Origin of the sequence: Actinomadura sp. B10D3, assembly GCF_039871695.1 — a bacterium.
Lineage (GTDB): Bacteria > Actinomycetota > Actinomycetes > Streptosporangiales > Streptosporangiaceae > Spirillospora > Spirillospora madurae.
Window position 1 is genome coordinate 128,856 of the sequence record NZ_JBDPLY010000019.1, and the last position, 24,240, is coordinate 153,095.

The 24,240-nt window shown below is 72.8% G+C and carries 21 protein-coding genes and 2 pseudogenes; 19 read left to right on the top strand and 4 right to left on the bottom strand.

Annotation, left to right across the window (positions count from 1 at the left end; all coding sequences use genetic code 11):
- Positions 1-152 precede the first annotated feature (152 nt).
- The 18 genes and pseudogenes from smc to ABGB11_RS26580 all read left to right on the top strand — a co-directional run bounded on the left by smc (position 153) and on the right by ABGB11_RS26580 (position 18,716).
- Positions 153-3,809, top strand: coding sequence for a chromosome segregation protein SMC (smc, locus tag ABGB11_RS26495; RefSeq protein ID WP_347636824.1), 3,657 nt, complete (start codon positions 153-155; stop codon positions 3,807-3,809).
- A 316-nt stretch (positions 3,810-4,125) separates the two neighbouring features.
- Complete coding sequence (locus ABGB11_RS26500; RefSeq protein WP_347636826.1) at positions 4,126-4,533, top strand: globin domain-containing protein; 408 nt, start codon at positions 4,126-4,128, stop codon at positions 4,531-4,533.
- A gap of 5 nt (positions 4,534-4,538) precedes the next feature.
- The gene (locus ABGB11_RS26505) at positions 4,539-5,693 is read left to right on the top strand and encodes a globin domain-containing protein (RefSeq protein WP_347636828.1); all 1,155 of its coding nucleotides are present in this window, start codon (positions 4,539-4,541) and stop codon (positions 5,691-5,693) included.
- A 5-nt stretch (positions 5,694-5,698) separates the two neighbouring features.
- On the top strand, positions 5,699-6,367 hold the full coding sequence (locus tag ABGB11_RS26510) for a DivIVA domain-containing protein (RefSeq protein WP_347636830.1): 669 nt from the start codon (positions 5,699-5,701) through the stop codon (positions 6,365-6,367).
- 76 nt (positions 6,368-6,443) lie between these two features.
- A complete protein-coding gene (gene ftsY, locus ABGB11_RS26515) occupies positions 6,444-7,598 on the top strand; it encodes a signal recognition particle-docking protein FtsY (protein ID WP_347636832.1) in 1,155 nt (384 codons plus the stop codon).
- A 169-nt stretch (positions 7,599-7,767) separates the two neighbouring features.
- Positions 7,768-9,111: an ammonium transporter gene (locus ABGB11_RS26520; protein WP_347636834.1), complete on the top strand. Its 1,344-nt coding sequence runs from the start codon at positions 7,768-7,770 to the stop codon at positions 9,109-9,111.
- Positions 9,112-9,114: 3 nt separating this feature from the next.
- Positions 9,115-9,453, top strand: coding sequence for a P-II family nitrogen regulator (locus tag ABGB11_RS26525; RefSeq protein WP_347636836.1), 339 nt, complete (start codon positions 9,115-9,117; stop codon positions 9,451-9,453).
- An 8-nt stretch (positions 9,454-9,461) separates the two neighbouring features.
- A complete protein-coding gene (locus ABGB11_RS26530) occupies positions 9,462-11,891 on the top strand; it encodes a [protein-PII] uridylyltransferase (RefSeq protein ID WP_347636838.1) in 2,430 nt (809 codons plus the stop codon).
- Positions 11,892-11,998: 107 nt separating this feature from the next.
- Positions 11,999-13,579: a signal recognition particle protein gene (ffh, locus tag ABGB11_RS26535; RefSeq protein WP_347636840.1), complete on the top strand. Its 1,581-nt coding sequence runs from the start codon at positions 11,999-12,001 to the stop codon at positions 13,577-13,579.
- Positions 13,580-13,783: 204 nt separating this feature from the next.
- Positions 13,784-14,233, top strand: a complete 450-nt coding sequence (gene rpsP / locus ABGB11_RS26540; RefSeq protein ID WP_347636842.1) for a 30S ribosomal protein S16 — start codon at positions 13,784-13,786, stop codon at positions 14,231-14,233.
- Position 14,234: 1 nt separating this feature from the next.
- Entirely contained in the window at positions 14,235-14,477 is a 243-nt protein-coding gene (locus tag ABGB11_RS26545) for an RNA-binding protein (RefSeq protein WP_021598307.1), read from the top strand.
- 11 nt (positions 14,478-14,488) lie between these two features.
- On the top strand, positions 14,489-15,001 hold the full coding sequence (gene rimM / locus ABGB11_RS26550) for a ribosome maturation factor RimM (RefSeq protein ID WP_347636845.1): 513 nt from the start codon (positions 14,489-14,491) through the stop codon (positions 14,999-15,001).
- Positions 14,998-15,210 (top strand): annotated as a pseudogene (locus ABGB11_RS26555) (tRNA (guanosine(37)-N1)-methyltransferase TrmD); the annotation flags it as partial. The gene rimM and the pseudogene ABGB11_RS26555, both read left to right, overlap by 4 nt.
- 273 nt (positions 15,211-15,483) lie before the next feature.
- Positions 15,484-16,077 (top strand): annotated as a pseudogene (locus ABGB11_RS26560) (tRNA (guanosine(37)-N1)-methyltransferase TrmD); the annotation flags it as partial.
- Positions 16,078-16,195: 118 nt separating this feature from the next.
- The gene (gene rplS, locus ABGB11_RS26565) at positions 16,196-16,546 is read left to right on the top strand and encodes a 50S ribosomal protein L19 (RefSeq protein ID WP_021598310.1); all 351 of its coding nucleotides are present in this window, start codon (positions 16,196-16,198) and stop codon (positions 16,544-16,546) included.
- Between the two features lie 166 nt (positions 16,547-16,712).
- Positions 16,713-17,612, top strand: coding sequence for a signal peptidase I (gene lepB / locus ABGB11_RS26570; protein WP_347636847.1), 900 nt, complete (start codon positions 16,713-16,715; stop codon positions 17,610-17,612).
- A 58-nt stretch (positions 17,613-17,670) separates the two neighbouring features.
- Entirely contained in the window at positions 17,671-18,396 is a 726-nt protein-coding gene (locus ABGB11_RS26575) for a ribonuclease HII (protein ID WP_347636849.1), read from the top strand.
- Positions 18,393-18,716 carry a DUF2469 domain-containing protein gene (locus ABGB11_RS26580; protein ID WP_250369676.1) on the top strand — a complete coding sequence of 108 codons (324 nt, stop codon included), beginning with the start codon at positions 18,393-18,395 and terminating at the stop codon, positions 18,714-18,716. Before ABGB11_RS26575 ends, ABGB11_RS26580 begins: the two co-directional genes overlap by 4 nt.
- Before the next feature lie 362 nt (positions 18,717-19,078).
- On the opposite strand, the gene dprA is transcribed toward ABGB11_RS26580, so the two are convergent.
- Genes dprA through ABGB11_RS26595 form a run of 3 tightly spaced genes read right to left on the bottom strand, consistent with a single transcriptional unit; the run spans position 19,079 to position 22,149 of the window.
- Entirely contained in the window at positions 19,079-20,242 is a 1,164-nt protein-coding gene (gene dprA, locus ABGB11_RS26585) for a DNA-processing protein DprA (protein ID WP_347636852.1), read from the bottom strand.
- Positions 20,239-21,795 carry a YifB family Mg chelatase-like AAA ATPase gene (locus ABGB11_RS26590; protein WP_347636854.1) on the bottom strand — a complete coding sequence of 519 codons (1,557 nt, stop codon included), beginning with the start codon at positions 21,793-21,795 and terminating at the stop codon, positions 20,239-20,241. Before ABGB11_RS26590 ends, dprA begins: the two co-directional genes overlap by 4 nt.
- Entirely contained in the window at positions 21,796-22,149 is a 354-nt protein-coding gene (locus tag ABGB11_RS26595; protein ID WP_347636856.1) for a YraN family protein, read from the bottom strand.
- Between the two features lie 155 nt (positions 22,150-22,304).
- Here ABGB11_RS26595 and ABGB11_RS26600 point away from each other — a divergent pair, with 155 nt between their 5' ends.
- Positions 22,305-23,216 carry a tyrosine recombinase XerC gene (locus tag ABGB11_RS26600; RefSeq protein WP_347636858.1) on the top strand — a complete coding sequence of 304 codons (912 nt, stop codon included), beginning with the start codon at positions 22,305-22,307 and terminating at the stop codon, positions 23,214-23,216.
- A 217-nt stretch (positions 23,217-23,433) separates the two neighbouring features.
- Here ABGB11_RS26600 and ABGB11_RS26605 read toward each other — a convergent pair whose 3' ends face one another.
- Positions 23,434-24,126, bottom strand: a complete 693-nt coding sequence (locus ABGB11_RS26605) for a M23 family metallopeptidase (protein ID WP_347636860.1) — start codon at positions 24,124-24,126, stop codon at positions 23,434-23,436.
- Between the last annotated feature and the right edge of the window lie 114 nt (positions 24,127-24,240).

The following is a 24,240-nucleotide window of genomic DNA, read 5'->3' on the forward strand; positions in this document are numbered from 1 at the left end:
ATCTACTAATTTGGGGCATTTGAGGGGTTGTGGGGGTGGTGTCCGAGAGTCGGGCGGGTGGGCGCGCATGTGCCGTGCTCCGGGGTGCCGCGGCCGGTATCGTTCGACGGATGTTCCAGGTGCCGGGTACGCAGGAGGGGGACGGCTAGCGCGTGTACCTGAAGAATCTGACGCTGCGCGGCTTCAAGTCCTTCGCGTCCTCCACCACGCTCAGGTTCGAGCCCGGCATCACCGCCGTGGTCGGGCCCAACGGGTCCGGCAAGTCCAACGTCGTCGACGCCCTGGCCTGGGTGATGGGCGAGCAGGGCGCCAAGTCGCTGCGCGGCGGCAAGATGGAGGACGTCATCTTCGCCGGCACGGCCAGCCGGGCGCCGCTCGGCCGCGCCGAGGTCGTGCTGACCATCGACAACTCCGACGGCGCGCTGCCGATCGACTACTCCGAGGTCACCATCAGCCGGCTGATGTTCCGGTCCGGGTCGAGCGAGTACGCGATCAACGGCGACTCCTGCCGGCTGCTGGACATCCAGGAGCTGCTGTCGGACTCCGGCATCGGCCGCGAGATGCACGTGATCATCGGTCAGGGGCAGCTCGACCGCGTCCTGCACTCCGGGCCCGAGGGGCGGCGCGCGGTGATCGAGGAGGCGGCCGGCGTCCTCAAGCACCGCAAGCGCAAGGAGAAGGCGCTCCGCAAGCTGGACGCGATGCAGGGCAACCTGACCCGCGTCCAGGACCTGACCGGCGAGCTGCGGCGGCAGCTGAAGCCGCTGGGCAAGCAGGCCGAGATCGCGCGGCGGGCCGCGGTGATCCAGGCCGACCTGCGCGACGCCCGGCTGCGGCTGCTGGCCGACGACCTCGTCACGCTGCGGACGAAGCTGGAGCAGGAGGCCGCCGACGAGGCGGCGATCCGGGAGCGGCGCACCGAGACCGAGCGGGCGCTGACCGAGGCGCAGGAGCGCGAGGCCGTCCTGGAGGCCGAGGAGGCCGAGCAGGCGCCGCGGCTCGCGCAGGTCCAGGACACGTGGTTCCGGCTGTCGGCGCTCAAGGAGCGGCTGCGCGGCGTCGCCGACCTCGCCGCGGAGCGGCACCGCAACGCCGCCGAGGCGCGCGAGGAGGAGCGGCGCGGCCGTGATCCCGAGGACATGGAGCGCGAGGCCGCCGAGATCCGCGAGCAGGAGGAGATGCTCCGCGCCGCGCTGGACGAGGCGCAGGACGGGCTGGCCCGCGCGGTCGAGGAGCGGTCGGGGGCCGAGGAGGCCCTCGCGGCCGAGGAGCGCCGGCTGCGCTCGGCCGCCCGCGCCGCCGCCGACCGGCGCGAGGAGCTGGCCCGGCTGCGCGGCCGGGTCGAGGCGCTGCGGAGCAAGGCCCAGGCCGGGCGGGCGGAGATCGGGCGGCTCACCGGCGCCCGGGAGGAGGCCGAGCAGCGCGCCGAGGCCGCGCAGGCCGAGTTCGAGGCGTTCGAGGCCGAGGTCGTCGAGGACCCGGAGCTCGCCGCCGAGCACGAGGCCGCCCAGGAGGCGCTCGCGACCGCGAAGGACGCCGCCGAATCCGCGCGGGCGGCCGTGGACGGCCCGCGGCGCGCCCTGAAGGAGGCGCGGGCGGCCGTGGCGTCGGCGCGGTCCGCCGACCAGGGCGCCCAGAAGAAGGTCACCGCGCTCCAGGCGCGGATCGAGGCGCTCAACCTGACGCTCGCCAGCGCCGCGGACGGGGGCGAGGCCCTCCTCGCCGCGGGCGCGGAGGGGACGCTCGACGGGGTGATCGGCACGGTCGCGTCGCTGCTGAACGTCCGTCCCGGGTACGAGACGGCCATCGCCGCCGCGCTCGGGAACGCGGCCGAGGCCATCGCCGTGGGGTCGCTGGACACCGCCGAGGCCGCGCTGGCGCTGCTGCGGACGCGGGACGCGGGACGCGCCGGCCTGCTCGTCGGCGGGGGAGCGGTGTCCCCGCCCCAGCGGGTCGCGGGAGCCGACTACGCGATCGACGCGGTGAGCGTCCCGGAGACGGTGCGGCCCGCTGTCGAGCACCTCCTGCGCGACGTGGTCGTGGTGGACGACGTGCCGTCCGCCGCCGCGCTCGTCCGCCGGGAGGCGTCCCTCCGCGCGGTCACGCGGGACGGCGAGCTCATCGGCGCGCACTGGGCGCAGGGCGGCGCGGCGGGCGGCGGCCAGAGCCTGTTGCAGATGAGGGCCACGCTCGACCAGGCGACCGAGGATCTGGCCGCCGCGGAGACCGCCGCCGGCGCCGCCGCGGACGAGCTCACCGCGTCGGTGGAGCGCGAGCAGGCCGCGCAGACGGCCGTGGAGGCCGCCGAAGCCGCCGTCAACGAGGCCCAGGCGGGGGTGAACCACGCCCAGGCCGAGCTCGACCGCGTCCGCGCGCGCGTGCGGGAGTTCGACGCGCAGGCCGCGCAGGAGGCCAAGCGCGCGGCCCGCCTGGAGGCCGACGTCCGCGCCGCCCGGGGCGAGGCCGAGCGGCTGACCAAGTCGCTCGACGCCGCGAGCGAGTCCCTGGAGCGCGACACCGAGGCGGCCGGGGAGCTGGCGCTGCGCCTGGCCGAGGCGGAGGAGGCGGCCGAGGTCGCCGACGAGGCCGGCCACGACACCGACGCCCGCGACGAGCTGGACGCCCGCTGCCAGGAGCTCCGCACCGCCGAGATGGAGGCGCGGCTGTCGGTGCGCACCGCCGAGGAGCGCGTCCAGGCCATCTCCGGGCGCGCCGACGCCCTCGAACGCGGCGCGCGGCGGGAACGCGAGGAGCGGGCCCGTGCCGCGCAGCGCCGCGCCCGCCGCGAGGAGCAGGCCAGGGTCGCCCAGGCCGTCCTGCGGGGGGCGCGGACCGCCCTGGAGAGCATCGAGCACTCCCTGGCCGCCGCCGTCCGCCGCCGGGAGGCCGCCGAGGAGGCCAAGGCGGCGCGGGAGGCCGAGCTGAAGGTCGTCCGCACCCAGGTGCGCGAGCTGTCGGCGACCCTCGAACGCCTGGTGAACGTCGTGCACGGCAACGAGGTCGCGCGCGCCGAGCAGCGTCTCCGGCTGGAGCAGTTCGAGCAGCGGGCCCTGGAGGAGTTCGGCCTGGAGGTCGAGTCGCTCGTGTCGGAGTACGGGCCCGACCAGCCCGTCCCGCCCGACCCGGAGAAGGGGGAGGACGCGCGGCCCGTCCCGTACGACCGGGCCGTCCAGGAGAAGCGGGCCAAGACCGCCGAGCGGCAGCTCAACCAGCTCGGCAAGATCAACCCCCTCGCCCTGGAGGAGTTCGCCGCGCTGGAGGAACGGCACGCGTTCCTCACCTCGCAGCTCGAAGACCTGAAGAAGACCCAGCGGGAGCTGCTCGGCCTCGTCAAGGAGGTGGACGACCGCGTCCAGCAGGTGTTCGCCGCCGCCTACGAGGACACCGCACGCGAGTTCGAGCGCATCTTCGCCCGGCTGTTCCCCGGCGGCGAGGGCAGCCTGTCGCTGACCGAGCCCGGCGACATGCTCACCACCGGCGTCGAGGTCGCCGCCCGCCCGCCGGGCAAGAAGGTCAAGCGGCTGTCGCTGCTGTCCGGCGGCGAGCGCTCCCTGGTCGCCATCGCGTTCCTCGTCGCGGTGTTCAAGGCCCGCCCGTCCCCGTTCTACGTGCTCGACGAGGTCGAGGCGGCGCTGGACGACACCAACACCCAGCGGCTCATCACCGTCTTCGAGGAGCTGCGCGAGTCGTCCCAGCTGATCATCATCACGCACCAGAAGCGGACGATGGAGGGCGCCGACGCCCTCTACGGGGTCAGCATGCGCGGCGACGGCGTCACCCAGGTCGTCAGCCAGCGGCTGCGCGACTAGCGCCCGCGAATTTCACATAACGGCAATATTTGATACCTCAGATGGAACGTGACAGCGCCCAATCTTCAGTATTTCGGGCGCGATCGTGATCTGGTCCCAAGTATTTTCGGCCTCCAATAACCGTTTGGTGACATCGCGTTAGCCCCGGTGGCGCCTGAGCATCCGGAGCGGCCGCCACCGACCGTGATGACGTGGCGACGCTCGCGGGCTTGTGCTGCCCTTCGGCCATCCACTACCCATAAGCACCGGCGGTTCTCCGGCTCTCCCACCGGGCTCCCCCCGTCCGGTACGGAGGATCGCGGGAAAGGTGATGCCCGTGGACACCGGGAAACTCAAAGACAATTTCGCCCTGGTGGGCGCTAACGGCGTGGACGTCGCCGAATATTTCTATGCCGACCTTTTCGCGCGGGAACCGCAGCTCAGGTCGATGTTCCCGGCGGCGATGGCCAGGCAGCACGAGGTGCTGCTCGCGGCGCTCTCGCAGATCGTCTCGTCGGTGGACGACACCGAGACGCTCGTCCCGTTCCTGCAGGACCTCGGCCGGCGCCACCACGGCTTCGGCGTGGTCGCCGACCACTACGCGCCCGTCGGCGCCAGCCTGCTCGCCACCCTCGCCTACTTCAGCGGCCCCGCCTGGAACGAGGAACTCGAACGCGACTGGGCGGCCGCCTACGGGCTCGTCGCCAAGGTCATGGCGGAGGCCGCGGCCGAGCCCGTCTCCTGACCCGCATGGACGCCCAGCGACTGAAGGACAGCTTCGACCGGGTCGCCGGAGAAGGCGACGCCGTGGCGCTGTTCTTCTACTCCGACCTCTTCGTCCGCAACCCGCACCTGCGCGACATGTTCCCCGTCGGGATGGCCGGCCAGCGCGACAAGCTGCTGCGCGCCCTCGGCCACATCGTGTCCCGGGTGGACGACCTGCCCGCCCTCGTCCCGTTCCTCCAGCAGCTCGGCCGCGACCACCGCAGGTTCGGCATCGTCGCCGAGCACTACCCGAACGTGGGGGCCAGCCTCCTCGCCACCCTGCGGCACTTCTCCGGGACGGCCTGGAGCGACGAGGTCGAGAGCGACTGGAACGCCGCCTACAGCCTCGTCGCCAAGGTGATGCTGGAGGCCGCCGACGAGAACGCCCTCAGCAGCCCCGCCTGGTGGAACGGCCAGATCGTCGCGGTCGAGCGGCGCCGGTTCGACATCAGCGTCCTGCGCGTCCAGCCCGACCGGCCGCTGCCGTACGTGCCCGGCCAGTCGGTCGCCCTGGAGGTGCCGACCCGGCTGCGGCACTGGCGCTACTACTCGATGGCGAACGCCCCGCGGCCCGACCAGACCGTCGACTTCCACGTCCGGCTGGTGGACGGCGGGCCGGTGAGCCCCGTGCTGGTCCGCGGGACCGACGTCGGCGACCGGGTCCGCATGGGCTCGCCCATCGGCACCCTCACGCTGGACGAGGCGTCCGGACGGGACGTCCTGCTGATCGCGGGCAGCACCGGCCTGGCGCCGCTCAAGGCGATCCTGGAGCAGATAGCGCACCGTCCCGCCCCGCCGCCGCGCGTGCACCTGTTCTTCGGCGCCCGCACCAGGGACGGCCTCTACGACCTGGAGGACCTGACCAAGCTGGCCGGCGAGTTCCCCTGGCTCACCGTCGTCCCGGCCGTGTCGGACGAGTCCGGCGGGCACGGCTTCTCCTCGGTGCTCCAGGCCGGGGACGGCGACGTCGAGCACGGGAACCTGTCCGACGTGGTCGCCAGGCGCGGCCCCTGGGACGGCCACGACGCCTACGTGTGCGGCCCGTCCGCCATGGTCGGGCACACCGTGGAACAGCTGACGCGGCTCGGTGTGCCGCGCGACCGCATCCGCCTGGAAACCTTCGCAGACGCACAGAGGTGAGAGCGTTGAACTCCCCGAACCTTCCCGTCGTCTCCGAGGGCTCGCGGCTGACCCCGGGCGAGCTCCACTCGGTGGTGTTCGCCCGGGCCGCCCTCGGGCGCCGCGGATACGACGAGGAGCAGGTCCGCAACTTCCTGCAGTACGTGGAGAGGGAACTCGTCCAGATCTTCACCGACAAGGCCACCCTGGCCGAGGAGGTGAACCGGCTGCGCGCCCAGCTGGCCAAGGGCACCCGCGGGGTGATGGCGCCCGAGGACGCCCATTTCCAGGCCGTCCGCATCCTGTCCCAGGCCCAGCAGACCGCCGACCTGTACGTCGCGGACGCCGAGCGCTACACCCGCGAGCTGGCCCACGAGGCGCGCCTGCACCGGGAGGCGATCCTGTCCGACGCCAAGGGACGCGCCGAGCAGCTCCTGGAGGACGCCCACCGCAAGGCCGCCGCCGTCGCCGACGCGGCCGTCCGCCACGCCGAGCAGGCCGCGCCGCCTCCCGCCCCTCCGGCGCCCCTCCCGGACGACGAGCGCCGCGCCATGGAACGGGAGATCGCCTACCTGCGCACCTACAGCGACGTCTACCGCACCCATCTGCGCTCCTACCTGGAGGCCCTCCTCCGCAACGTCGACGAGTGGGAGTCGTCCGAGCGGGCATCCCTCCCCGGGCGGATGCCAGACTGATCGGTCAGGCCCACGGGAGTTCCAGGGATCGCCCGCCTGGGTGGGCACTCGTATCTTCTGGAAAACTGGGGGCGCTATGGAATATGTGATCGTCATCGCCGCGCTGGCGGTAGTCGCGTTGATCGTCGGCGGTATCGCGCTCCTGCGGCCGGGCCGGACCCGCCCGCGCCCGCCCGCCGAGCCGCCCGCGGAACGGACCGGCGGGGCGACCGCCGCCGGCGAGGCGGAGGGCGGCGCCCCCACGATCGAGAAGGCGCCGCCGACCGAGGTGCCGCCCCCGCGGCCCACGGTCGAGATCGAGAAGCCGCCGCCGGGCGCGGGGCGGCTCATCCGGCTGCGGGCGCGGCTCGCCCGGTCGCAGAACACCTTCGGCAAGACCCTCCTCGGCCTGCTGTCGCGCGACACGCTCGACGACGACGCCTGGGAGGAGATCGAGGACACGCTGATCACCGCCGACATGGGCACCTCGGTGGCCCGCCAGGTCACCGACGACCTGCGGACCCGGGTCCAGGTCCTCGGCACGCGCAGCCCGGCGGAGGTCCGGGAGCTGCTCAAGCAGGAGCTCGTCAAGCAGATCGGCCCGGATCTGGACCGCTCCCTGCGCACCGAGGCGCCCGGGGACCGTCCCGCCGTGCTCATGGTCGTCGGCGTGAACGGCACCGGCAAGACGACCACGTGCGGCAAGCTCGGCCGCGTCCTCGTCGGCGACGGGAACACCGTCCTGCTGGGCGCCGCCGACACGTTCCGCGCCGCCGCCGCCGACCAGCTGGAGACCTGGGGGACGCGGGTGGGCGCGCAGGTCGTCCGCAAGGACGAGGGCGCCGACCCGGCCAGCGTCGCGTTCGACGCCGTCAAGCAGGGCATCGACACCAAGGTCGACGCGGTGATCATCGACACCGCCGGCCGGCTGCACACCAAGACCGGGCTGATGGACGAGCTCGGGAAGGTCAAGCGCGTCGTGGAGAAGCAGGCCACGGTGGACGAGGTCCTGCTCGTGCTGGACGCGACGACGGGCCAGAACGGCATGCAGCAGGCCCGCGTCTTCGCCGAGGTCGTCAACGTCACCGGCGTCGTGCTGACGAAGCTGGACGGCACCGCGAAGGGCGGCATCGTCGTCCAGGTGCAGCGGGAGCTGGGCGTCCCGGTCAAGCTCGTCGGCCTCGGGGAGGGGCCGGACGACCTCGCGCCGTTCGAGCCCGAGGCCTTCGTGGACGCCATCCTGGGCGAGTAATAAAGGCCTTACATCATACAAATACGGCATGTGAGGATTTGGAAACACCGGTGAAACACACCGGGAGCGGTTTTCACACCCTGGAAACGTACGGGTCCCTCGGGTGAAATCGCCGAGGTCGAGTCTCTGAGCAGTTCGAAGTTCCTGGCGAGGAGGGACTCTCTCAGAGATGAAGATCGATAGCGGTAGTACCGCCTGGATGCTGACGAGCACCGCGCTCGTCCTGCTGATGACACCCGGGCTCGCCTTCTTCTACGGAGGCATGAGCCGGGCCAAGAGCGTGCTCAACATGATGATGATGAGCTTCGTCAGCATCGCCGTGGTGGGCATGGCATGGGTCGTCTACGGCTACTCCCTCACGTTCTCCTCCGGCGGCGGGCTCAGCTCGTTCATCGGAGGGTTCGGAGACTGGGGCCTGGTCGGCCTGGAGACCGCGGCGACGGCCGACGACGGAACGGGCATCCCGCAACTGGTGTTCGTGGCGTTCCAGGCGACGTTCGCCATCATCACCGTCGCCCTGATCAGCGGCGCGGTGGCGGACCGCGCCAAGTTCGGGGCCTGGGTCGTGTTCGCCCTCGTGTGGGCGACGCTCGTGTACTTCCCGATCGCCCACTGGGTGTGGTGGTCCGACGGCGAGGAGGGCGGCAAGGCCGGCTGGCTGTTCGACCTCGGCGCGCTCGACTTCGCCGGCGGCACGGTCGTGCACATCAACGCCGGTGTCGCGGCGCTCGCGCTGGCGCTCGTCCTCGGCAAGCGCAAGGGCTGGCCGAAGGAGCCGATGCGGCCGCACAACCTGCCGTTCGTCCTCCTCGGGGCCGGGCTGCTGTGGTTCGGCTGGTTCGGGTTCAACGCCGGGTCCGCGGTGTCGGCCGGCGCCACCTCGGCCGTCGCGTTCATCAACACGCTCGCCGCGACCTGCGCCGCCGCGTTCGGCTGGATCGTCGTGGAGAAGCTGCGCGACGGCGCGTCCACCACGCTCGGCATCGCGTCCGGCATCGTCGCCGGGCTGGTCGCCATCACCCCGGCCTGCGCGTTCATCACCCCGCTCGGGGCCATCGTCCTCGGTCTCATCGCCGGCGCGGTGTGCGCGTTCGCGGTCAGCCTCAAGTACAGGCTCGGCTACGACGACTCCCTCGACGTGGTCGGCGTCCACATGGTCGGCGGCATCGTCGGCGCCCTGCTGATCGGCTTCCTGGCCACCACCGCGGTGAACGACGCCGGTGCCGACGGGCTGCTCGCGGGCGGCGGGTTCTCGCTGCTCGGCAAGCAGGCGGTCGCCGTCCTCGCGACCCTCGCCTACTCGTTCGTCGTCACCTTCGTGATCGCGAAGGTCATCGACCTGGCCATGGGCTTCCGGATCGGCGAGGAGGACGAGGCCACCGGCATCGACAGCACCGCCCACGCGGAGACCGCCTACGACTTCGGCACCATCCGCGCCGGCGGCTCCGGCGCGACCGTCGCGGCGCCCCCGGCCCCGGTCTCCGGGGACGCGGCGAAGAAGGTGGAGGCTTAAGCCATGAAGCTCATCACCGCGGTCATCAAGCCGTTCAAGCTCGACGAGGTCAAGAAGGCCCTGGAGACCTTCGGGGTCAAGGGCATGACCGTCAGCGAGGCCAGCGGCTACGGCCGGCAGAAGGGCCACACCGAGGTCTACCGGGGCGCCGAGTACCAGGTCGACCTGGTGCCCAAGCTGCGCATCGAGGTCCTCGTCGACGCCGAGGACGCCGACGACATCATCGACGTGATCGTCAAGGCGGCCCGCACCGACAAGATCGGCGACGGCAAGGTGTGGGCCGTCCCGGTCGACACCGTGGTCCGCGTCCGCACCGGCGAGACCGGTCCGGACGCCCTCTAGGGACCCCGGTGACCCTCGCCCGCCCGCCGGCCGGAGACCGGGCCCCCGCGCCCGCTCCGGCCGGCGGCACCGGAACGGCGGAGGCCGCGCGGGCGGCCCTCGCGAGAGCACGGGCCGCCCGCGCCGCCGAACTGGACCGGTGGCTGGCCTCCCTGCTGGCCGCCGGCCCCGCCCCGGACGGCGTCGCCCTCGTCGCGGTCGGCAGCCACGCCCGCCGCGAGCTGACCCCCGGCGGCGACCTCGACCTCGTCCTCCTGCACCGCGGCCTGGCCGGCGTCGCCGCCCTCGCCGACCGCGTCTGGTACCCGGTCTGGGACTCCGGGACCAGGCTCGACCACTCCGTCCGCACCGTCCACGAGGCCCGCACCGTGGCCCGCGGCGACATGAAGGCCGCGCTCGGCCTGCTGTCGGCCCGCCGGATCGCCGGGGACCACGCGCTCGTCGACGAGCTGCGCGCCGCCGTCCTCACCGACTGGCGCGCCGACGCGCCCGCCCGGCTCACCGAGCTGTCGGCGATGTGCCGCGACCGCTGGGAGGCCCAGGGCGAGCTGGCCTTCCTCCAGGAACCCGACCTCAAGGAGGCCCGCGGCGGCCTGCGGGACGTGCACGTCATGCACGCCGTCGCCGCCTCCTGGGTGGCCTCCGCCCCGGACGCCCGGGTCCGGTCCGCCCACGACCTGCTCCTCGACGTCCGGCACGCCCTGCACGAGGTGACGGGCCGCTCCTCGGACCGCCTCGTCCTGCAGGAGAAGCAGGCCGTGGCCGAGACCCTCGGCCTCCTGGACGCCGACGTCCTGCAGCGCTCGATCGCGGAGGCGGCCCGCGCGATCACCTACGCGGCCTCCCACCTGTGGCGCCGCGTGGACCGCTTCACCCGAACCCGGGCCAGGACCGCCCGTCCGACGCCCCCCACCGCCCACCTGGACGCCGCCGACCTGAGCAAGGCCGATCCGAACGCGGGCGCGCCGGGCGCCGGGCGGCCCGGCGGGGACGGGCGTCCCGAGCGGCGCCCCGTGGGGGACGGGGCCGTGGAGTACGAGGGCGAGGTCGTCCTCGCGCGGAACGCGGATCTGAACGACCCGGCGCTCGTCCTGCGGCTCGCCGCGGCCGCCGCGCAGGCGGGCCTGCCGCCCGCCCCCGCCACCGTCACGCGGCTGGCCGAGCGCGCGGTGCTGCCCCGCGACCCGTGGCCCGCCGAGGCCCGCGACGCCCTGGTCTCCCTGCTCGGCGCCGGCCCCGCGGCCATCGCCGTCTGGGAGGCCCTCGACCAGGCCGGGCTGATCGTCCGGCTGCTGCCCGACTGGGAGCGCGTCCGGAACCGGCCGCAGCGCAACCCCGTCCACCGCTTCACCGTGGACCGCCACCTGGTGGAGACCGCCGCGGCCGCCGCCGCCCTGACCCGCGAGGTGGCCCGCCCCGACCTGCTGCTGGTCGGCGCCCTCCTGCACGACATCGGCAAGGGCTGGCCCGGCGACCACTCCACCAGTGGCGCCGTCGTCGCGCGCGACATCGGCGCCCGCCTCGGCTTCCCCGAGGAGGACGTGCGCGTGCTCGAAACGCTCGTCCGGCACCATCTGCTGCTGCCCGAGACCGCCACCCGCCGCGACATCGACGACCCGGTGACGGTCCAGACCGTCACGGCCGCCGTCGCGGAGGTGCCGGGCCGGGAGCGCGAACTCCTCGACCTCCTCGCCGCCCTCGCCATCGCCGACGGCGGCGCCACCGGGCCCGCCGCCTGGGGATCCTGGAAGGCCGGGCTCGTCGCCGAGCTCGCCCGCCGCGCAGGCGCGGCCCTCGCCGGCGGCACCCCGCCGCCCGCGCCCGCCCTCGCCCCCGGCCACCTCGCCCTGGCCCGCCACGACGGCGCCGCCGTCCGCGTCGCGGGCTCCCGGATCACCATCGCCGCGCCCGACCGGCCCGGCCTGCTGTGGCGCGCCGCGGGCGTCCTCGCCCTCCACCGCCTGGCCGTCAAGACCGCCCGGACGACGTCCTCCCTGGACGGCGAGGGGGACACGGCCGTCCTGGACTTCACCGCCGTCCCCGAATACGGGACGCCGCCGGATCCGGCCAGCCTGGAGGCGGACCTGCGGCGGATGCTCGCCGGCCGGCTCGACGTCGCCGCCCGCCTGGAGCGGCGGGCGCGGGCCGTGCGGGCGCGGCCCGGGATCACCGTGCCGCCGCCGCGCGTCATGATCGTCCCGGACGCGTCGCGGACCGCCACCGTGGTCGAGGTGCGGGCGCACGACCGGCCCGGCCTGCTGTGGCGGATCGGCCAGGCGTTCGGGGCGTGCGGCGTCCAGATCCGCGCGGCGCAGGTGGACACCCTCGGCGCCGAGGCGGTGGACGTCTTCTACGTGGTGGACGAGCAGGGCCGCCCGCTGGAGGACCCGGCCGCACCGGCCGCCGTCCGGGACGAGGTGCTGGCCGCGCTGCGCTGACGCGGACGCCCCTGTGAGGAAAGGCCCGGCGAGACGGGCGGGGACCCGCCGGCGACCCGATACGCTGATAGGCGATCCCAGAAGCTTTCCAAGGACGGTCCAGACACGTGTTCGAGACGCTCTCCGACCGGTTGACGACGGTCTTCTCGTCGCTGCGCAGCAAGGGCCGGCTCTCCGAGGCCGACATCAACGCGACCGCCCGCGAGATCCGGATCGCGCTGCTTGAAGCCGACGTCGCGCTCCCCGTGGTCAAGGACTTCATCGCGCAGGTCAAGGAGCGGGCGCGGGGCGCGGAGGTCTCGCAGGCGCTGAACCCGGCGCAGCAGGTCGTCAAGATCGTCAACGAGGAGCTCATCAACATCCTCGGCGGCGAGACCCGGCGGATCCGGCTGGCCAAGACGCCGCCCACCGTGATCATGCTCGCCGGCCTGCAGGGCGCCGGCAAGACCACCCTCGCCGGCAAGCTGGCCCGCTGGCTGAAGCAGGAGGGCCACACGCCGCTGCTGGTCGCCGCCGACCTCCAGCGCCCGAACGCCGTCCAGCAGCTGGAGGTCGTCGGCGAGCGCGCCGGGGTGCCGGTGTTCGCGCCCGAGCCGGGCAGCGGCGTCGGCGACCCGGTCGACGTCGCGCGCCGGTCGATCGACCAGGCCCGGCACGCCCAGCACGACGTCGTCGTCATCGACACCGCGGGCCGGCTCGGCATCGACGCGGAGATGATGCGGCAGGCCATCGACATCCGCGACGCCGTCAAGCCGGACGACGTGCTGTTCGTCGTCGACGCCATGGTCGGCCAGGACGCCGTCAACACCGCCCAGGCCTTCATGGACGGCGTCGGCTTCGACGGCGTCGTCCTCACCAAGCTCGACGGCGACGCGCGCGGCGGCGCGGCCCTGTCGGTCCGGCACATCACCGGCCGCCCCATCATGTTCGCCTCGACGGGCGAGAAGCTGGAGGACTTCAGCGTCTTCCACCCGGACCGCATGGCGGGCCGGATCCTCGACATGGGCGACATCCTCACCCTGATCGAGCAGGCCGAGCAGGCGTTCGACGCCGAGCAGGCCGAGAAGATGTCCAGCAAGTTCGCCTCGGGCGAGGACTTCACGCTGGAGGACTTCCTCGAGCAGATGATGATGATCCGCAAGCTCGGCCCGATCGGGAACCTGCTCGGGATGATGCCGGGCATGGGGCAGGTCCGCGACCAGATCAGCCAGATCGACGACCGCGACCTGGACCGGATCGCCGCGATCATCCGCTCGATGACCCCGCAGGAGCGCTCCCAGCCCAAGATCATCAACGGCTCCCGGCGGGCCCGCATCGCCAAGGGCTCCGGCGTCAGCGTCGGCGAGGTCAACAGCCTCGTCACCCGCTTCTTCGACGCGCAGAAGATGATGCGGCAGATGGCCGGCGGCATGGGCCTGCCCGGCATGCCCGGCGGGCGCAAGAAGGCCGCCAAGGCGGCGAAGGCCAAGAACAAGAAGGGCAAGCAGCGCAGCGGCGACCCGCGCAAGCGCGCCGCCGGCAAGGGCGCCCGCCCCGAGCAGGAGCAGCCCGCCGCCGACGGCATGCCCCAGGGCCTCCCGCCCGGCCTCGCCGGCAAGGGCGGCCTGCCCCCGGGCCTCGGCGGCCAGCTCCCGCCCGGCTTCCAGATGCCCGACCTCGGCAAGCTGCAGGGCCGCAAGAAGAAGTGACCCGCCGCGGGCCGGGGCGACACCCGGTTGCGCGATGGCGCTTTCACGCCGAACGTCTGGCAGAATGACAGGCTGGAAACCCGGACTCGCGAGGCGCCCTCTCTCGTCCTGCGCGACCGGAGTCCATCGGACGGCCGTGAGCCGGTGTTCCCCACCTGGCACGGGCTCGTCCACCCAGTGACGAAGTTGGAGTACACCACACCCGTGGCAGTCAAGATCAAGCTCAAGCGTCTGGGGAAGATCCGGAACCCGCAGTACCGGATCGTCGTCGCCGACGCCCGTACCAAGCGGGACGGGCGCGCCATCGAGGAGATCGGGCTCTACCAGCCCAAGCAGGAGCCGTCGCTCATCAAGATCGACTCCGAGCGCGCCCAGTACTGGCTCGGCGTCGGCGCGCAGCCGACCGAGCCCGTCCTCAACCTGCTGAAGATCACCGGCGACTGGCAGAAGTTCAAGGGCGAGCCGGGCGCCGAGGGCACCCTCAAGGTCGCCGAGCCGAAGGCCGACAAGAAGGTCGCGTTCGAGGCCGCCGTCAAGGAGTCGCTGGGCGACGACGCGGCCGCCGGCACCGCGACCCGGGGCAAGAAGAAGGCCGAGCCGAAGAAGTCCGAGGCGAAGGCCGCCGAGACCGACGAAGCCAAGAGCGAGGGCTGACGTGCTCGAAGAAGCGCTCGAGCACCTGGTCCGCGGGATCGTGGAGAACCCGGACGACGTCCGGGTCCGCGCCCGCCGGATCAGGGGCGGCCGGGTCCTCGAGGTGCGCGTGCACCCCGAGGACCTCGGAAAGGTCATCGGCCGAAGCGGTCGCACCGCCAAGGCCCTCCGCACGGTGATCAGCGCCCTCTCCGGGGGCCGCTACGTGCGCGTCGACCTCCTCGACGTCAACGAGGTCCGCTGAGTGGTGTCCCGATGAGCGAACCGCTCGTGGTGGGACGGATCGGACGGCCGCACGGGGTCCGCGGTGAGGTGACCATCGACGTCCGCACGGACGACCCGGATTCCCGGTTCGCCGTCGGCGCGACGGTCACCACCGACCCCGCCACCGCCGGTCCGCTCACCGTCGAGCGGGCACGCCGGCATTCGGGACGCCTGCTCGTGCGCTTCGCCGGGATCGGCGACCGCGACGCCGCGGAGCAACTGCGCGGCACCTGGCTCGTCGTCGACCCCGGCGACATCCCCCCGTCCGCCGACCCCGACGACTTCCACGACCAGGAACTGATCGGGCTCGCCGTGGTCACCGCGGACGGGGCCGATGTCGGCCAGGTCTCCGGCGTCCTCCACCACGGCCAGGACCTCCTGGTCGTGCGCGGCGCCGCCGGGGAGAAACTGGTGCCGTTCGTCGCGGCGCTCGTCCCGGAGGTGGACGTCCCCGGGGGGCGGCTCGTGATCGACCCGCCCCCCGGCCTACTCGACGAATCATGAAAATCGACATCGTCACGATCTTCCCCGAGTACTTCGCCCCCCTCGACATCTCCCTCCTGGGCAAGGCGCGGCGCGCCGGGATCCTGGACGTGCACGTCCACGACCTGCGCGCCTGGACCCACGACCGGCACCGCACCGTCGACGACACCCCGTACGGCGGCGGCCCCGGCATGGTCATGAAACCCACCCCCTGGGGCGAAGCCCTCGACGCCCTCATCCCCCCACCGGGCGAGCCGTCTGCCGGCCCGCGTCCGGAGGAGGCACCCCAGAGCACCCCGCCGTCCGACCGGCCGCGGGACGGCGGCGCGTCGTCCGACCCGACAGATGCGGGCGGCCTGCCACCGGGTTCACGTTCGGAGGGGACGCCCCTGAACGCCTCGCCCGACCGGTCACACGCGGACAGCCCGCCGTCCGGCGACGCGGCACATGGCGCATCGGCGCCCGGTAACGGGCAGTCTCTCGGCGACCCGTCATCCCGGACGGCCGGCGACGATGTCCCGTCCACCCCTGCGTCCCCGGCCGGGCCGGTGCCGCGGTTGATCATTCCGACGCCGAGCGGGCGGCCGTTCACCCAGGCCGACGCGGTCCGGTACGCCGCGGAGCCGTGGCTGGTGTTCGCGTGCGGGCGCTACGAGGGCATCGACTCCCGGGTCACCGAGGAGGCCCGCACCTGGATGCCGGTGGACGAGGTCAGCCTCGGCGACTTCGTCCTCGCCGGCGGGGAGGTCGCCGTCCTCGTCATGGTGGAGGCGATCGGGCGCCTGCTGCCGGGCGTCCTCGGCAACGCCGACTCCGCCGCCGACGACTCCTTCGCCCCCGGCGCCATGGAGTCGCTGCTGGAGGGGCCCGTCTACACCAAGCCGCCGGTCTGGCGCGGCCGGGCCGTCCCCGACGTCCTCCTGTCGGGGCACCACGGGGCGATCGCCCGCTGGCGGCGCGACGAGGCCCTCCGGCGGACGGCGCGGCACCGTCCCGAACTGGTCGAACGCCTCGACCGCAAGGCCCTCGACGAACGCGACCGGGCCGTCCTGCGCGAGGCCGGTTTTCCGGTTGACGGCGAAGATATGGCAGACTAGAGCGTCCGTGCGCGTAGGCCGCACGGCACCCCAAGACCACTCTCCGCGGCGCGACGCCCCCACGAAGGATCCACCGGGGCCTCTCGACGCCCGCGTTCGACCATGAGGAACCGCTGCGATGCACACCCTGATCCAGGAGATCGAGAAGGCCGCGATGCGCGCCGACATCCCGGACTTCCGTCCGGGAGACACGCTGAAGGTGCACGTGCGGGTCACCGAGGGCAACCGGAGCCGTATCCAGGTCTTCCAGGGCGTGGTGATCCGGCGGCAGGGCGGCGGCGCCCGCGAGACCTTCACCGTCCGCAAGGTCAGCTACAGCGTCGGCGTCGAGCGGACGTTCCCGCTCAACAGCCCCTCCATCGACAAGATCGAGGTCGTCACCCGCGGCGACGTCCGCCGCGCGAAGCTCTACTACCTGCGCAACCTGCGCGGCAAGGCCGCGCGCATCAAGGAGAAGCGCGACCACTGAGCCGATGACGACGACGCCCCGGGAACCCGCAGCGGTGACCGGGGCGTTGCCCGTTGCGGACGGAGCCACCGTCCGGCACCCCGCCGACACGCCCGCGCGCGGCGCCCCGCGGGCCCGGCGCCGCTAGGCTTTCGCTCTGATGACTGACGAGGACGATCGGAGAGACGTGCGATCCGAAGCCGAGGGCTCGGTGCCCGAAGAGAAGGAGCCCGCGAACTCGGCCGACGAGGCGGCCGGCGGCTCCGAGGACGAGGGCGGGCGCAAGAAGAAGAAGCAGGGTTCGTTCTGGAAAGAGCTCCCGGTCCTCATCGTCGTCGCCGTCGTCCTGGCCCTCGTCATCAAGGCGTTCGCGGTCCAGGCGTTCTACATCCCGTCCGGCTCCATGGAGAACACCCTCCAGGTCGGCGACCGCGTCCTCGTCAACAAGATCGTCTACCACACGCGCGACATCGCCCGCGGTGACGTCATCGTCTTCAACGGGCTCGACTCCTGGGACCCCGAGGTCCAGGTCGAGGAGCCCGGCAACCCCGTCTCCAAGGTCCTGCGCGCGATCGGCACCGCCTTCGGCGTGGCGCCCAACGAGAAGGACTACATCAAGCGCGTCATCGGCATCCCCGGCGACCACGTCAAATGCTGCGACGCCAAGGGCCGCGTCACCGTCAACGGCGTCCCGCTCGACGAGCAGTCCTACGTCTTCACCGACCCGGTCACGCACGAGCAGAACAAGCCGTCCAACGACCCGTTCGACGTCACCGTGAAGCCGGGCCAACTGTGGGTCATGGGCGACCATCGCGAACTGTCCTACGACTCCCGCTCGCACCGCGGCGACCCCGGCGGCGGCACCATCCCGGTCGACCGCGTCATTGGCCGCGCGTTCGTCGTCGTCTGGCCCCTGGACCGCATGGGGAACCTGCCGATCCCCGACACCTTCAAGCAGCGCGACCTGGAGAAACCGGCCGCCGCCGCCCTCCCCGCCACGCCGTACGCCCTCGGCTTCCTCGGTGCCCTCCCCATCGCCTACCTGCGGCGCCGCCACCGGACGAGACGCGGCACGGTTGTGACATAAGGCCGCAAGGGGGCGTTCTGTGGGCGACCGGGGGCGCTCGGGTCGTACGCTGCGGAGCATGAGGGATCGTCCGCTTCGCTTCACCCCGCGCCGGGACGCGGGGCTGTTCGCGTACGAGCGCGCGCTGGACCACGCCGGGTTCAGCCCCGTCGCCGGCGTCGACGAAGCGGGCCGGGGCGCCTGCGCGGGTCCGATGGTCGTCGGCGCGGTGATCCTCCAGGGCGGACGCCGCAGGATCGAGGGCCTCACCGACTCCAAACTCCTCACACCCGCCCGCCGGGAGGAACTGTACGCGGAGATCACCGAACGTGCCCAGGCGTGGAGCGCGGTCATCATCCCCTGCCACGACATCGACCGGATCGGCCTGCACCGGTGCAACATCACCGGAATGCGGCGGGCCCTCGCCGCCCTGGACCAGCGGCCCGCCTACGTCCTCAGCGACGGCTTCCCCGTCCCCGGCCTGGACGTCCCCGCCCTCGCGATGATCAAGGGCGACCAGGTCGCCGCCTGCGTGGCGGCGGCGTCCATCATCGCCAAGGTCACCCGAGACCGGATCATGGTTGAACTCCACGAGCGCTACCCCGAATACGGCTTCGACGTCCACAAGGGCTACGTGACCCGCGCACACGGCAGGTCCCTCGCCGAACACGGCCCTTGCCCGGAACATCGGTTCTCCTACGTCAACGTGGGGCGTGCCTTGCGGAACAATGGGGATGTGGTCCTGGAAGAGGAGACCGAGGGGGAACTCCCCGGCGAGGACCGCACGGAAGGGGCACGAGCGTGAGCGCCGAGGATCTCGAGAAGTACGAGACCGAGATGGAGCTTCAGCTCTATCGCGAGTACCGCGACGTCCTCGGCCTGTTCACCTACGTCGTCGAGACCGAGCGCCGCTTCTACCTGACGAACTCGGTCGACCTCCAGGTGCGCAGCGTCGACAACGGCGAGGTCTTCTTCGAGGTCACGATGCAGGACGCCTGGGTCTGGGACATGTACCGCCCGGCCCGCTTCGTCAAGAACGTCCGCGTAGTCACCTTCAAAGACGTCAACGTCGAAGAACTAGCCAAGAGCGACTTCGAACTCCCCTCAGACCAACACCCCCAATAGACCCCTAGACCCCCACAAAAGCACGCAACAAACCAACCACCTCGCGCTCCAGAGCACCGACTTGCTGGCGCCCTGCTCAGCAGCGACGTCGCCCAGCCCAGCGCTGCCAGCGACAGCAAAGCCCCAATCTCCGGCAGTGCCTCCACCAGCCGAAAACCGGCCAACACCCGCTCACCCACGCGACCCCCGCGGCCCAGACACCGCGCCACTACCCGCCACCCTGCGGGGCTGCTCTGGTTCTGGGGCGGCGCAAGGCCGGCGGCAAAGTCTCCAGCCCCGGCAGGGCGCCCCCGCCAGCCAGAAACAGCGGACAGCCGCTCATTCGGCCGCTTGGGGGGTGTGGTGCTCGGCGGAGTGGGGGGTCATTGCTTGGGGGGTGGGGTGGGGCCGGTGGGGGATTTGGCGGATTTTGTTAGGCGCCAGCCGGCTGCTGTGCGTTCTATGAAGCCGGCGGCGGCGAGGAGGCCGAGCTTGGCGTTGACGGTGTTCAGGTCGACGCCCGCCTTGACCGCCAGCTGGGCGGGGCCGGCCGCGCCGCGTGCCGGGAAGGCCTCCAGGACGCAGCGGGTGACCGGCTCCAAGCGGTCGCGGGGGAGGACGGGGGTGTCCGGTGGCGGTGCCAAGTCGTCGCCGATGAGCCCGACCGCCTCGACGATCTCCTCGGGGCGCGTCACCAGCGTGGTGCCCTCCTCACGCAGGAGGCGGTGGCAGCCGACCGAGGACCGGGAGGTGATCGGGCCGGGCACCGCCATGACGACGCGGCCGAGCTTGGCCGCCCAGCCGGCGGTGTTGAGCGCACCGCTGCGCGCCTCCGCCTCGACGATGACGGTGCCTCGTGAGAGGGCGGCGATCACCCGGTTGCGGACGAGGAACCGGAGGCGGTGCGGATGGGTGCCCGGCGGCGACTCGCTGACCAGCAGCGACCGTCGGGCCATCTCGGCGAAGAGGCCCTCGTTGGACGCCGGGTAGGGGACGTCGACCCCGTTGGCGAGGACGGCGACGGTGGTGCCGTCGGCGGCCAGCGAGCCGCGGTGGGCGGCCGCGTCGATGCCCAGGGCGCCGCCGGAGATCACCGTCCAGCCCGCGTCGGCGAGCCCGGAGGCGAAATCGGCGGCGGCGCGCAGGCCGTAGGGGGACGCGGCGCGGGAACCGACGACGGCGACCGAGCGCAGGCAGGTGTAGCGCAGGTCGAGGGGGCCGAGGAGCCAGAGCGCGTACGGCCGGCCGGTGCCGAGATCGTCCAGGGTCGTCGGCCATTCGGGGTCTCCGGGGCAGACGAACCGGCCGCGGAACCGGGCGCAGACGGCCATGTCCTGGTCGGGTTCCGCGGCGATGAGGCGGATCCGCCAGGCGTCGAGCCGCCGGGCCTCCTTCGGGGTGGCGGACACCCCTTCCGGGACCTGGGCGGCCCGGACGGCCTCCAGCGCACCTTCCGGGCCGCAGTGGTCGATGATCCGGTTGAGGAAGGCGTCGCCGGGTTCGGCGACCGCGGTCAGGGTGGCGCGGGCGGTTCGCTCGTCGCTCATTGGCGCCCCGCCGACCACAGGGTGAGGGCGCCGCCGATGTCGTCCGGGCCCGGTTCGTCGTGGCCGGCGAGGTCGGCGATCGTCCACGCGACCCGCAGGACCCGGTCGAGGCCGCGGGCGCTCAGCGTGCCCCGCTGCAGGGCGTCGTCGGCGGCCCGCATCGCCTCCGGCGGCGGGGTGAACCGGCGGCGCAGCTCCGGCCCGGGGACCTCGGCGTTCGACCGCCACGGGGTGCCGGCCAGGCGTCCGAGCGTCCGCTCCCTGGCGAGCAGGACGCGTTCGGCCACGACCTTGCTCGACTCGGCGAACTCCAGGTCGTAGCGGAGTTCGGCCCGGCTGGCGGGGGTCAGCTCCAGCTTGAGGTCGACGCGGTCGAGCAGCGGCCCGGACACGCGGCTCGTGTACTTGCGTCGGGCACCGGGTGCGCAGGAGCAGTCGATCTGCTTCGCCGCGGCGCACGGGCACGGGTTCGCGGCGAGGACGAGCGTGAACCGCGCGGGGAAGTGCGCCATGCCCTCGATGCGGGTGATCCGCACCTCGCCTTCTTCGAGGGGCTGGCGGAGGGCGTCGAGCGTTCCCAGTTGGAACTCGGGTGCCTCGTCCAGGAAGAGGATCCCGCGGTGTGCGAGGGACACCGCGCCCGGTTGGAGGACCCGGCCCGAGCCTCCGCCGACCATCGAGGCGCGCGATGCGGTGTGGTGCGGCGCGTAGAACGGCGGCTGGGTGATCAGTGGCGGGCCCGGCCGGAGCGTCCCGGCCACGGAGTGGATCGCGGTGACCTCCAGCGCGATCTCGGGTTCGAGGGGCGGCATCAGCGTCGGCAGCCGCTCGGCCAGCATCGTCTTGCCGCAGCCGGGCGGGCCGGCGAAGAAGAGATGATGCCCTCCCGCGGCGCTGATCTCCAGGGCGCGGCGGGCCTCGGCCTGGCCGCGGACGTCCGCCAGGTCGAGGTCGGGTGAGATCTCTTGCTGTCGCAGAGCGAACCCGTTCGTCGGGGAGTCGGGGGCGTCCTCCTCCTCGTCCTCCTCGACGGGCGGTGGCTCGTCGCGCAGCAGGCAGAGGAGCGCGCGCAGGTTGCGCGCGGACAGGACCTCCATCCCCGGGACGAGTTCGGCCTCCGCGGCGTTCTGGCTCGGGACGACCACCGTGCGGCAGCCACGGTTCGCGGCGGCAAGGACAGCGGGCAGGACGCCCTGGATGGGACGGAGGCGGCCGTCCAGCCCGAGCTCGCCGATCAGCACGAGCCCCGCGCAACTGCGGGCCGGGATCGCCTCCGCCGCCGCGAGCAATGCCACGGCGATGGCGACATCGAAGGTCGACCCCTTCTTGGGCATGCTCGCCGGGAACAGCGAGACCGTGACGTGCCTGTTGGGCCAGTCTTCGCCCGAATTGAAGATCGCCGCGCGGACCCGGTCGCGGGCTTCGCTGAGCGCGGTGTCGGGAAGGCCGACCAGATGCAGGCCGGGGACGCCGCTGGTGATGGCGGCCTCGATGTCCACGACGAAGCCGTCCACCCCGACCAAGGAGACGGAGCGCGTCTTAGCGAGCGTCATTTAGCACACCTCCCGCACGTGGTCGATGGAGAAGCGGTCGCCGTAGCTGATCAGGCCGAGGACGTCGACCCGCATGGACGCGCCGCCGACCCCGTTCGCGGCGGCCCACCGCCAGGCCAGCCGGCGTAACCGGGCGGCCTTGTCGGCGGTGATGGCTTCGAGGGGGTCGCCGAACCTGGCCGAGCGGCGGGTCTTCACCTCGCAGACCACGTGCCGCCGCCCGTCATGGGCGACGATGTCCAGCTCGCCCTCGGGGCACCGCCAGTTGCGGTCGAGGATCGTCCAGCCGAGTCCGGCCAGGTATTCGGCGGCGGCGTCCTCGCCGCGGCGGCCGAGGTCGATGTGGGCGTTCATGGGCCTCACCTCCGGTCTTCGACACTGGCGGGCCGTCACGGTGCGTAGCGTGGAAACGCCAACCTGTGGATAACTGTGGGAACAAGCTCGACAGATCGCTCGAAACCGGCGTGCGGTGCTTGCGTCGACCGGGGCTGTGGCGCAGCGTGACGCCTGTGACCGAGCCGCTGGAGGACGCCGTCTCCGAGTTCGGGCGCCATCTGCGCGCCGAACGGGACGTCTCGCCGCACACCCTGCGCGCCTATCTCGGTGATCTGGCCGACCTGTGCGCCTACGCCGCGGCCACCGGGGTCACCGAACCGGCGGAGCTGGACGTCTCGTTGCTGCGCGCGTGGCTGGCCCGTCAGCACGCCCTGGGGCGGTCGCGCGCGACCCTGGCCCGCCGCACGGCGGCCGTCCGAGCCTTCACCCGCCACCTACACCGGCGCGGGCTTCTCGAAAACGACCCGGGGCTGCTCTTGGGCACACCCAATCGACGGCGCGATCTCCCCGGCGTGCTCACCCAGGACGACGCCGCCCGTCTCCTGGACACCATGGACGCCCAAGGCTCGCTCGGTCTCCGCGACCTGGCCGTCTTGGAGGTGCTCTACGGGACCGGCGTCCGAGTCAGCGAGCTGTGCGGACTCGACATCGACGACCTGGACACCGGCCGCCGGACAATCCGCGTCTTCGGCAAGGGCGGACGTGAGCGCACGGTCCCTGTCGGCGAACCCGCCGTCCGCGCCGTCCAGGACTGGCTGCGCGCCGGACGTCCCGCGCTCGCGACCGAGGACAGCGGGCCCGCCCTCTTCCTCGGCGCCCGCGGCGGGCGTCTCCACCCGACGAGCGCCCGCCGAATCGTCCACTCGCGGATCTCCGAGGTGGGCCAGGTCCCGGATCTCAGCCCCCACGGGCTGCGCCACAGTGCGGCTACCCACCTGCTAGAAGGCGGCGCCGACCTGCGGAGCGTCCAAGAAATCCTGGGCCACGCCTCCTTGCAGACCACGCAGATCTACACCCACGTATCAGCCGACCGCCTCAAACAAGTCCACCGCCAAGCCCACCCCCGAGGCACCCGACCAGACTGATACCGGGCGGCGGGTTCGCAGCCGCCGACGGGAGCACTCGCTGGCTGGTGTCGGGCGGGGCTGTCGTGTGGATCGGTGGTCGTTGGCGCGCCGTTTTGTGCCTGGCCTGTGTGCGTTTTGCGGTCTGTTGCGGCGGGCGGGCGTTGGTGCGGCTTCTGGTGGTGGGTTGGGTGGCCTGCCCGCCGGTTATCCGGCGGGCCGGCCATCTTCTTTCAGGTCAGCGGGCGCGGCGTAGGTAGCGTTGGTGGGAGAGGTTGATGACGCCCGGCGGCGGGCGGCGTCTGCGGTGCAGGCGGAATCGGAGGCGGGTGCGGCGCCATACGAAGGCCATTGCGAACGCCAGGACCATCCCTGTCAAGGCCCCGCCCGTTGCCGTTGTCGCGTCGCGCAGGCCCATCCTGGGTGGGGACGGTTCGGCAGGACGGGGTTCGGCGGTCGGGGTGGGCTGCTTCCACTGGGGCAGGAGGCGGAACTGTCGCTGGACCAGGTTGAGCGGGTTCAGGTAGAGCGCGCCGCGGCGCAGCCCCCAGTGCAGGCAGGTCACGGGGCAGTGGGCGCGGCCGTCCTCGAGGACACCGATGCGGGCACCGGACGCGACGCGGCGTCCGACCACGACGCTGGGACGGACGGGCAGGTACGTGGTGCGCAGGACGCCGTGGTCGATCGCGACGACGCCGCGTCCCGCCAGGTCGCGGGCATACGAGACGCGGCCCGGACCCGCGGCGTGGACGGCCTGCCCCGGACGCGCCGCGAGGTCGACCCCGCGGTGCCCGGCACCCCATGGGGAGGACGGCGGCGAGAAGCCCCGCAGGACCGTCGGAGCGGGCGGGCCCAAGGGCCGGCGCCAGGCGTCCGGGCCGGGCGCCCCGAGGGTGATCACGCAGGTGAGGAGCAGCGTCAGCAACGTCATGCACAGCACCCTGCCGAGTGGCGGGCGGCGCCGCGAGAGGGTCCGCGAACTGTGGATAACCTCCGGGACCGATGGGGCCCGGCCACCTCCGCGCCCTGATAATCTGTAGACGTG

Coding starts and splice junctions, on each gene's coding strand:
- dprA (WP_347636852.1), bottom strand. CDS start 20,242: ATGAGCGACGAGCGAACCGCCCGCGCCACCCTGACCGCGGTCGCCGAA.
- ABGB11_RS26605 (WP_347636860.1), bottom strand. CDS start 24,126: ATGACGTTGCTGACGCTGCTCCTCACCTGCGTGATCACCCTCGGGGCG.
- ABGB11_RS26590 (WP_347636854.1), bottom strand. CDS start 21,795: ATGACGCTCGCTAAGACGCGCTCCGTCTCCTTGGTCGGGGTGGACGGC.
- ABGB11_RS26575 (WP_347636849.1), top strand. CDS start 17,671: ATGAGGGATCGTCCGCTTCGCTTCACCCCGCGCCGGGACGCGGGGCTG.
- ABGB11_RS26505 (WP_347636828.1), top strand. CDS start 4,539: ATGGACGCCCAGCGACTGAAGGACAGCTTCGACCGGGTCGCCGGAGAA.
- ABGB11_RS26520 (WP_347636834.1), top strand. CDS start 7,768: ATGAAGATCGATAGCGGTAGTACCGCCTGGATGCTGACGAGCACCGCG.
- ABGB11_RS26525 (WP_347636836.1), top strand. CDS start 9,115: ATGAAGCTCATCACCGCGGTCATCAAGCCGTTCAAGCTCGACGAGGTC.
- ABGB11_RS26595 (WP_347636856.1), bottom strand. CDS start 22,149: ATGAACGCCCACATCGACCTCGGCCGCCGCGGCGAGGACGCCGCCGCC.
- rplS (WP_021598310.1), top strand. CDS start 16,196: ATGCACACCCTGATCCAGGAGATCGAGAAGGCCGCGATGCGCGCCGAC.
- rimM (WP_347636845.1), top strand. CDS start 14,489: ATGAGCGAACCGCTCGTGGTGGGACGGATCGGACGGCCGCACGGGGTC.
- ftsY (WP_347636832.1), top strand. CDS start 6,444: ATGGAATATGTGATCGTCATCGCCGCGCTGGCGGTAGTCGCGTTGATC.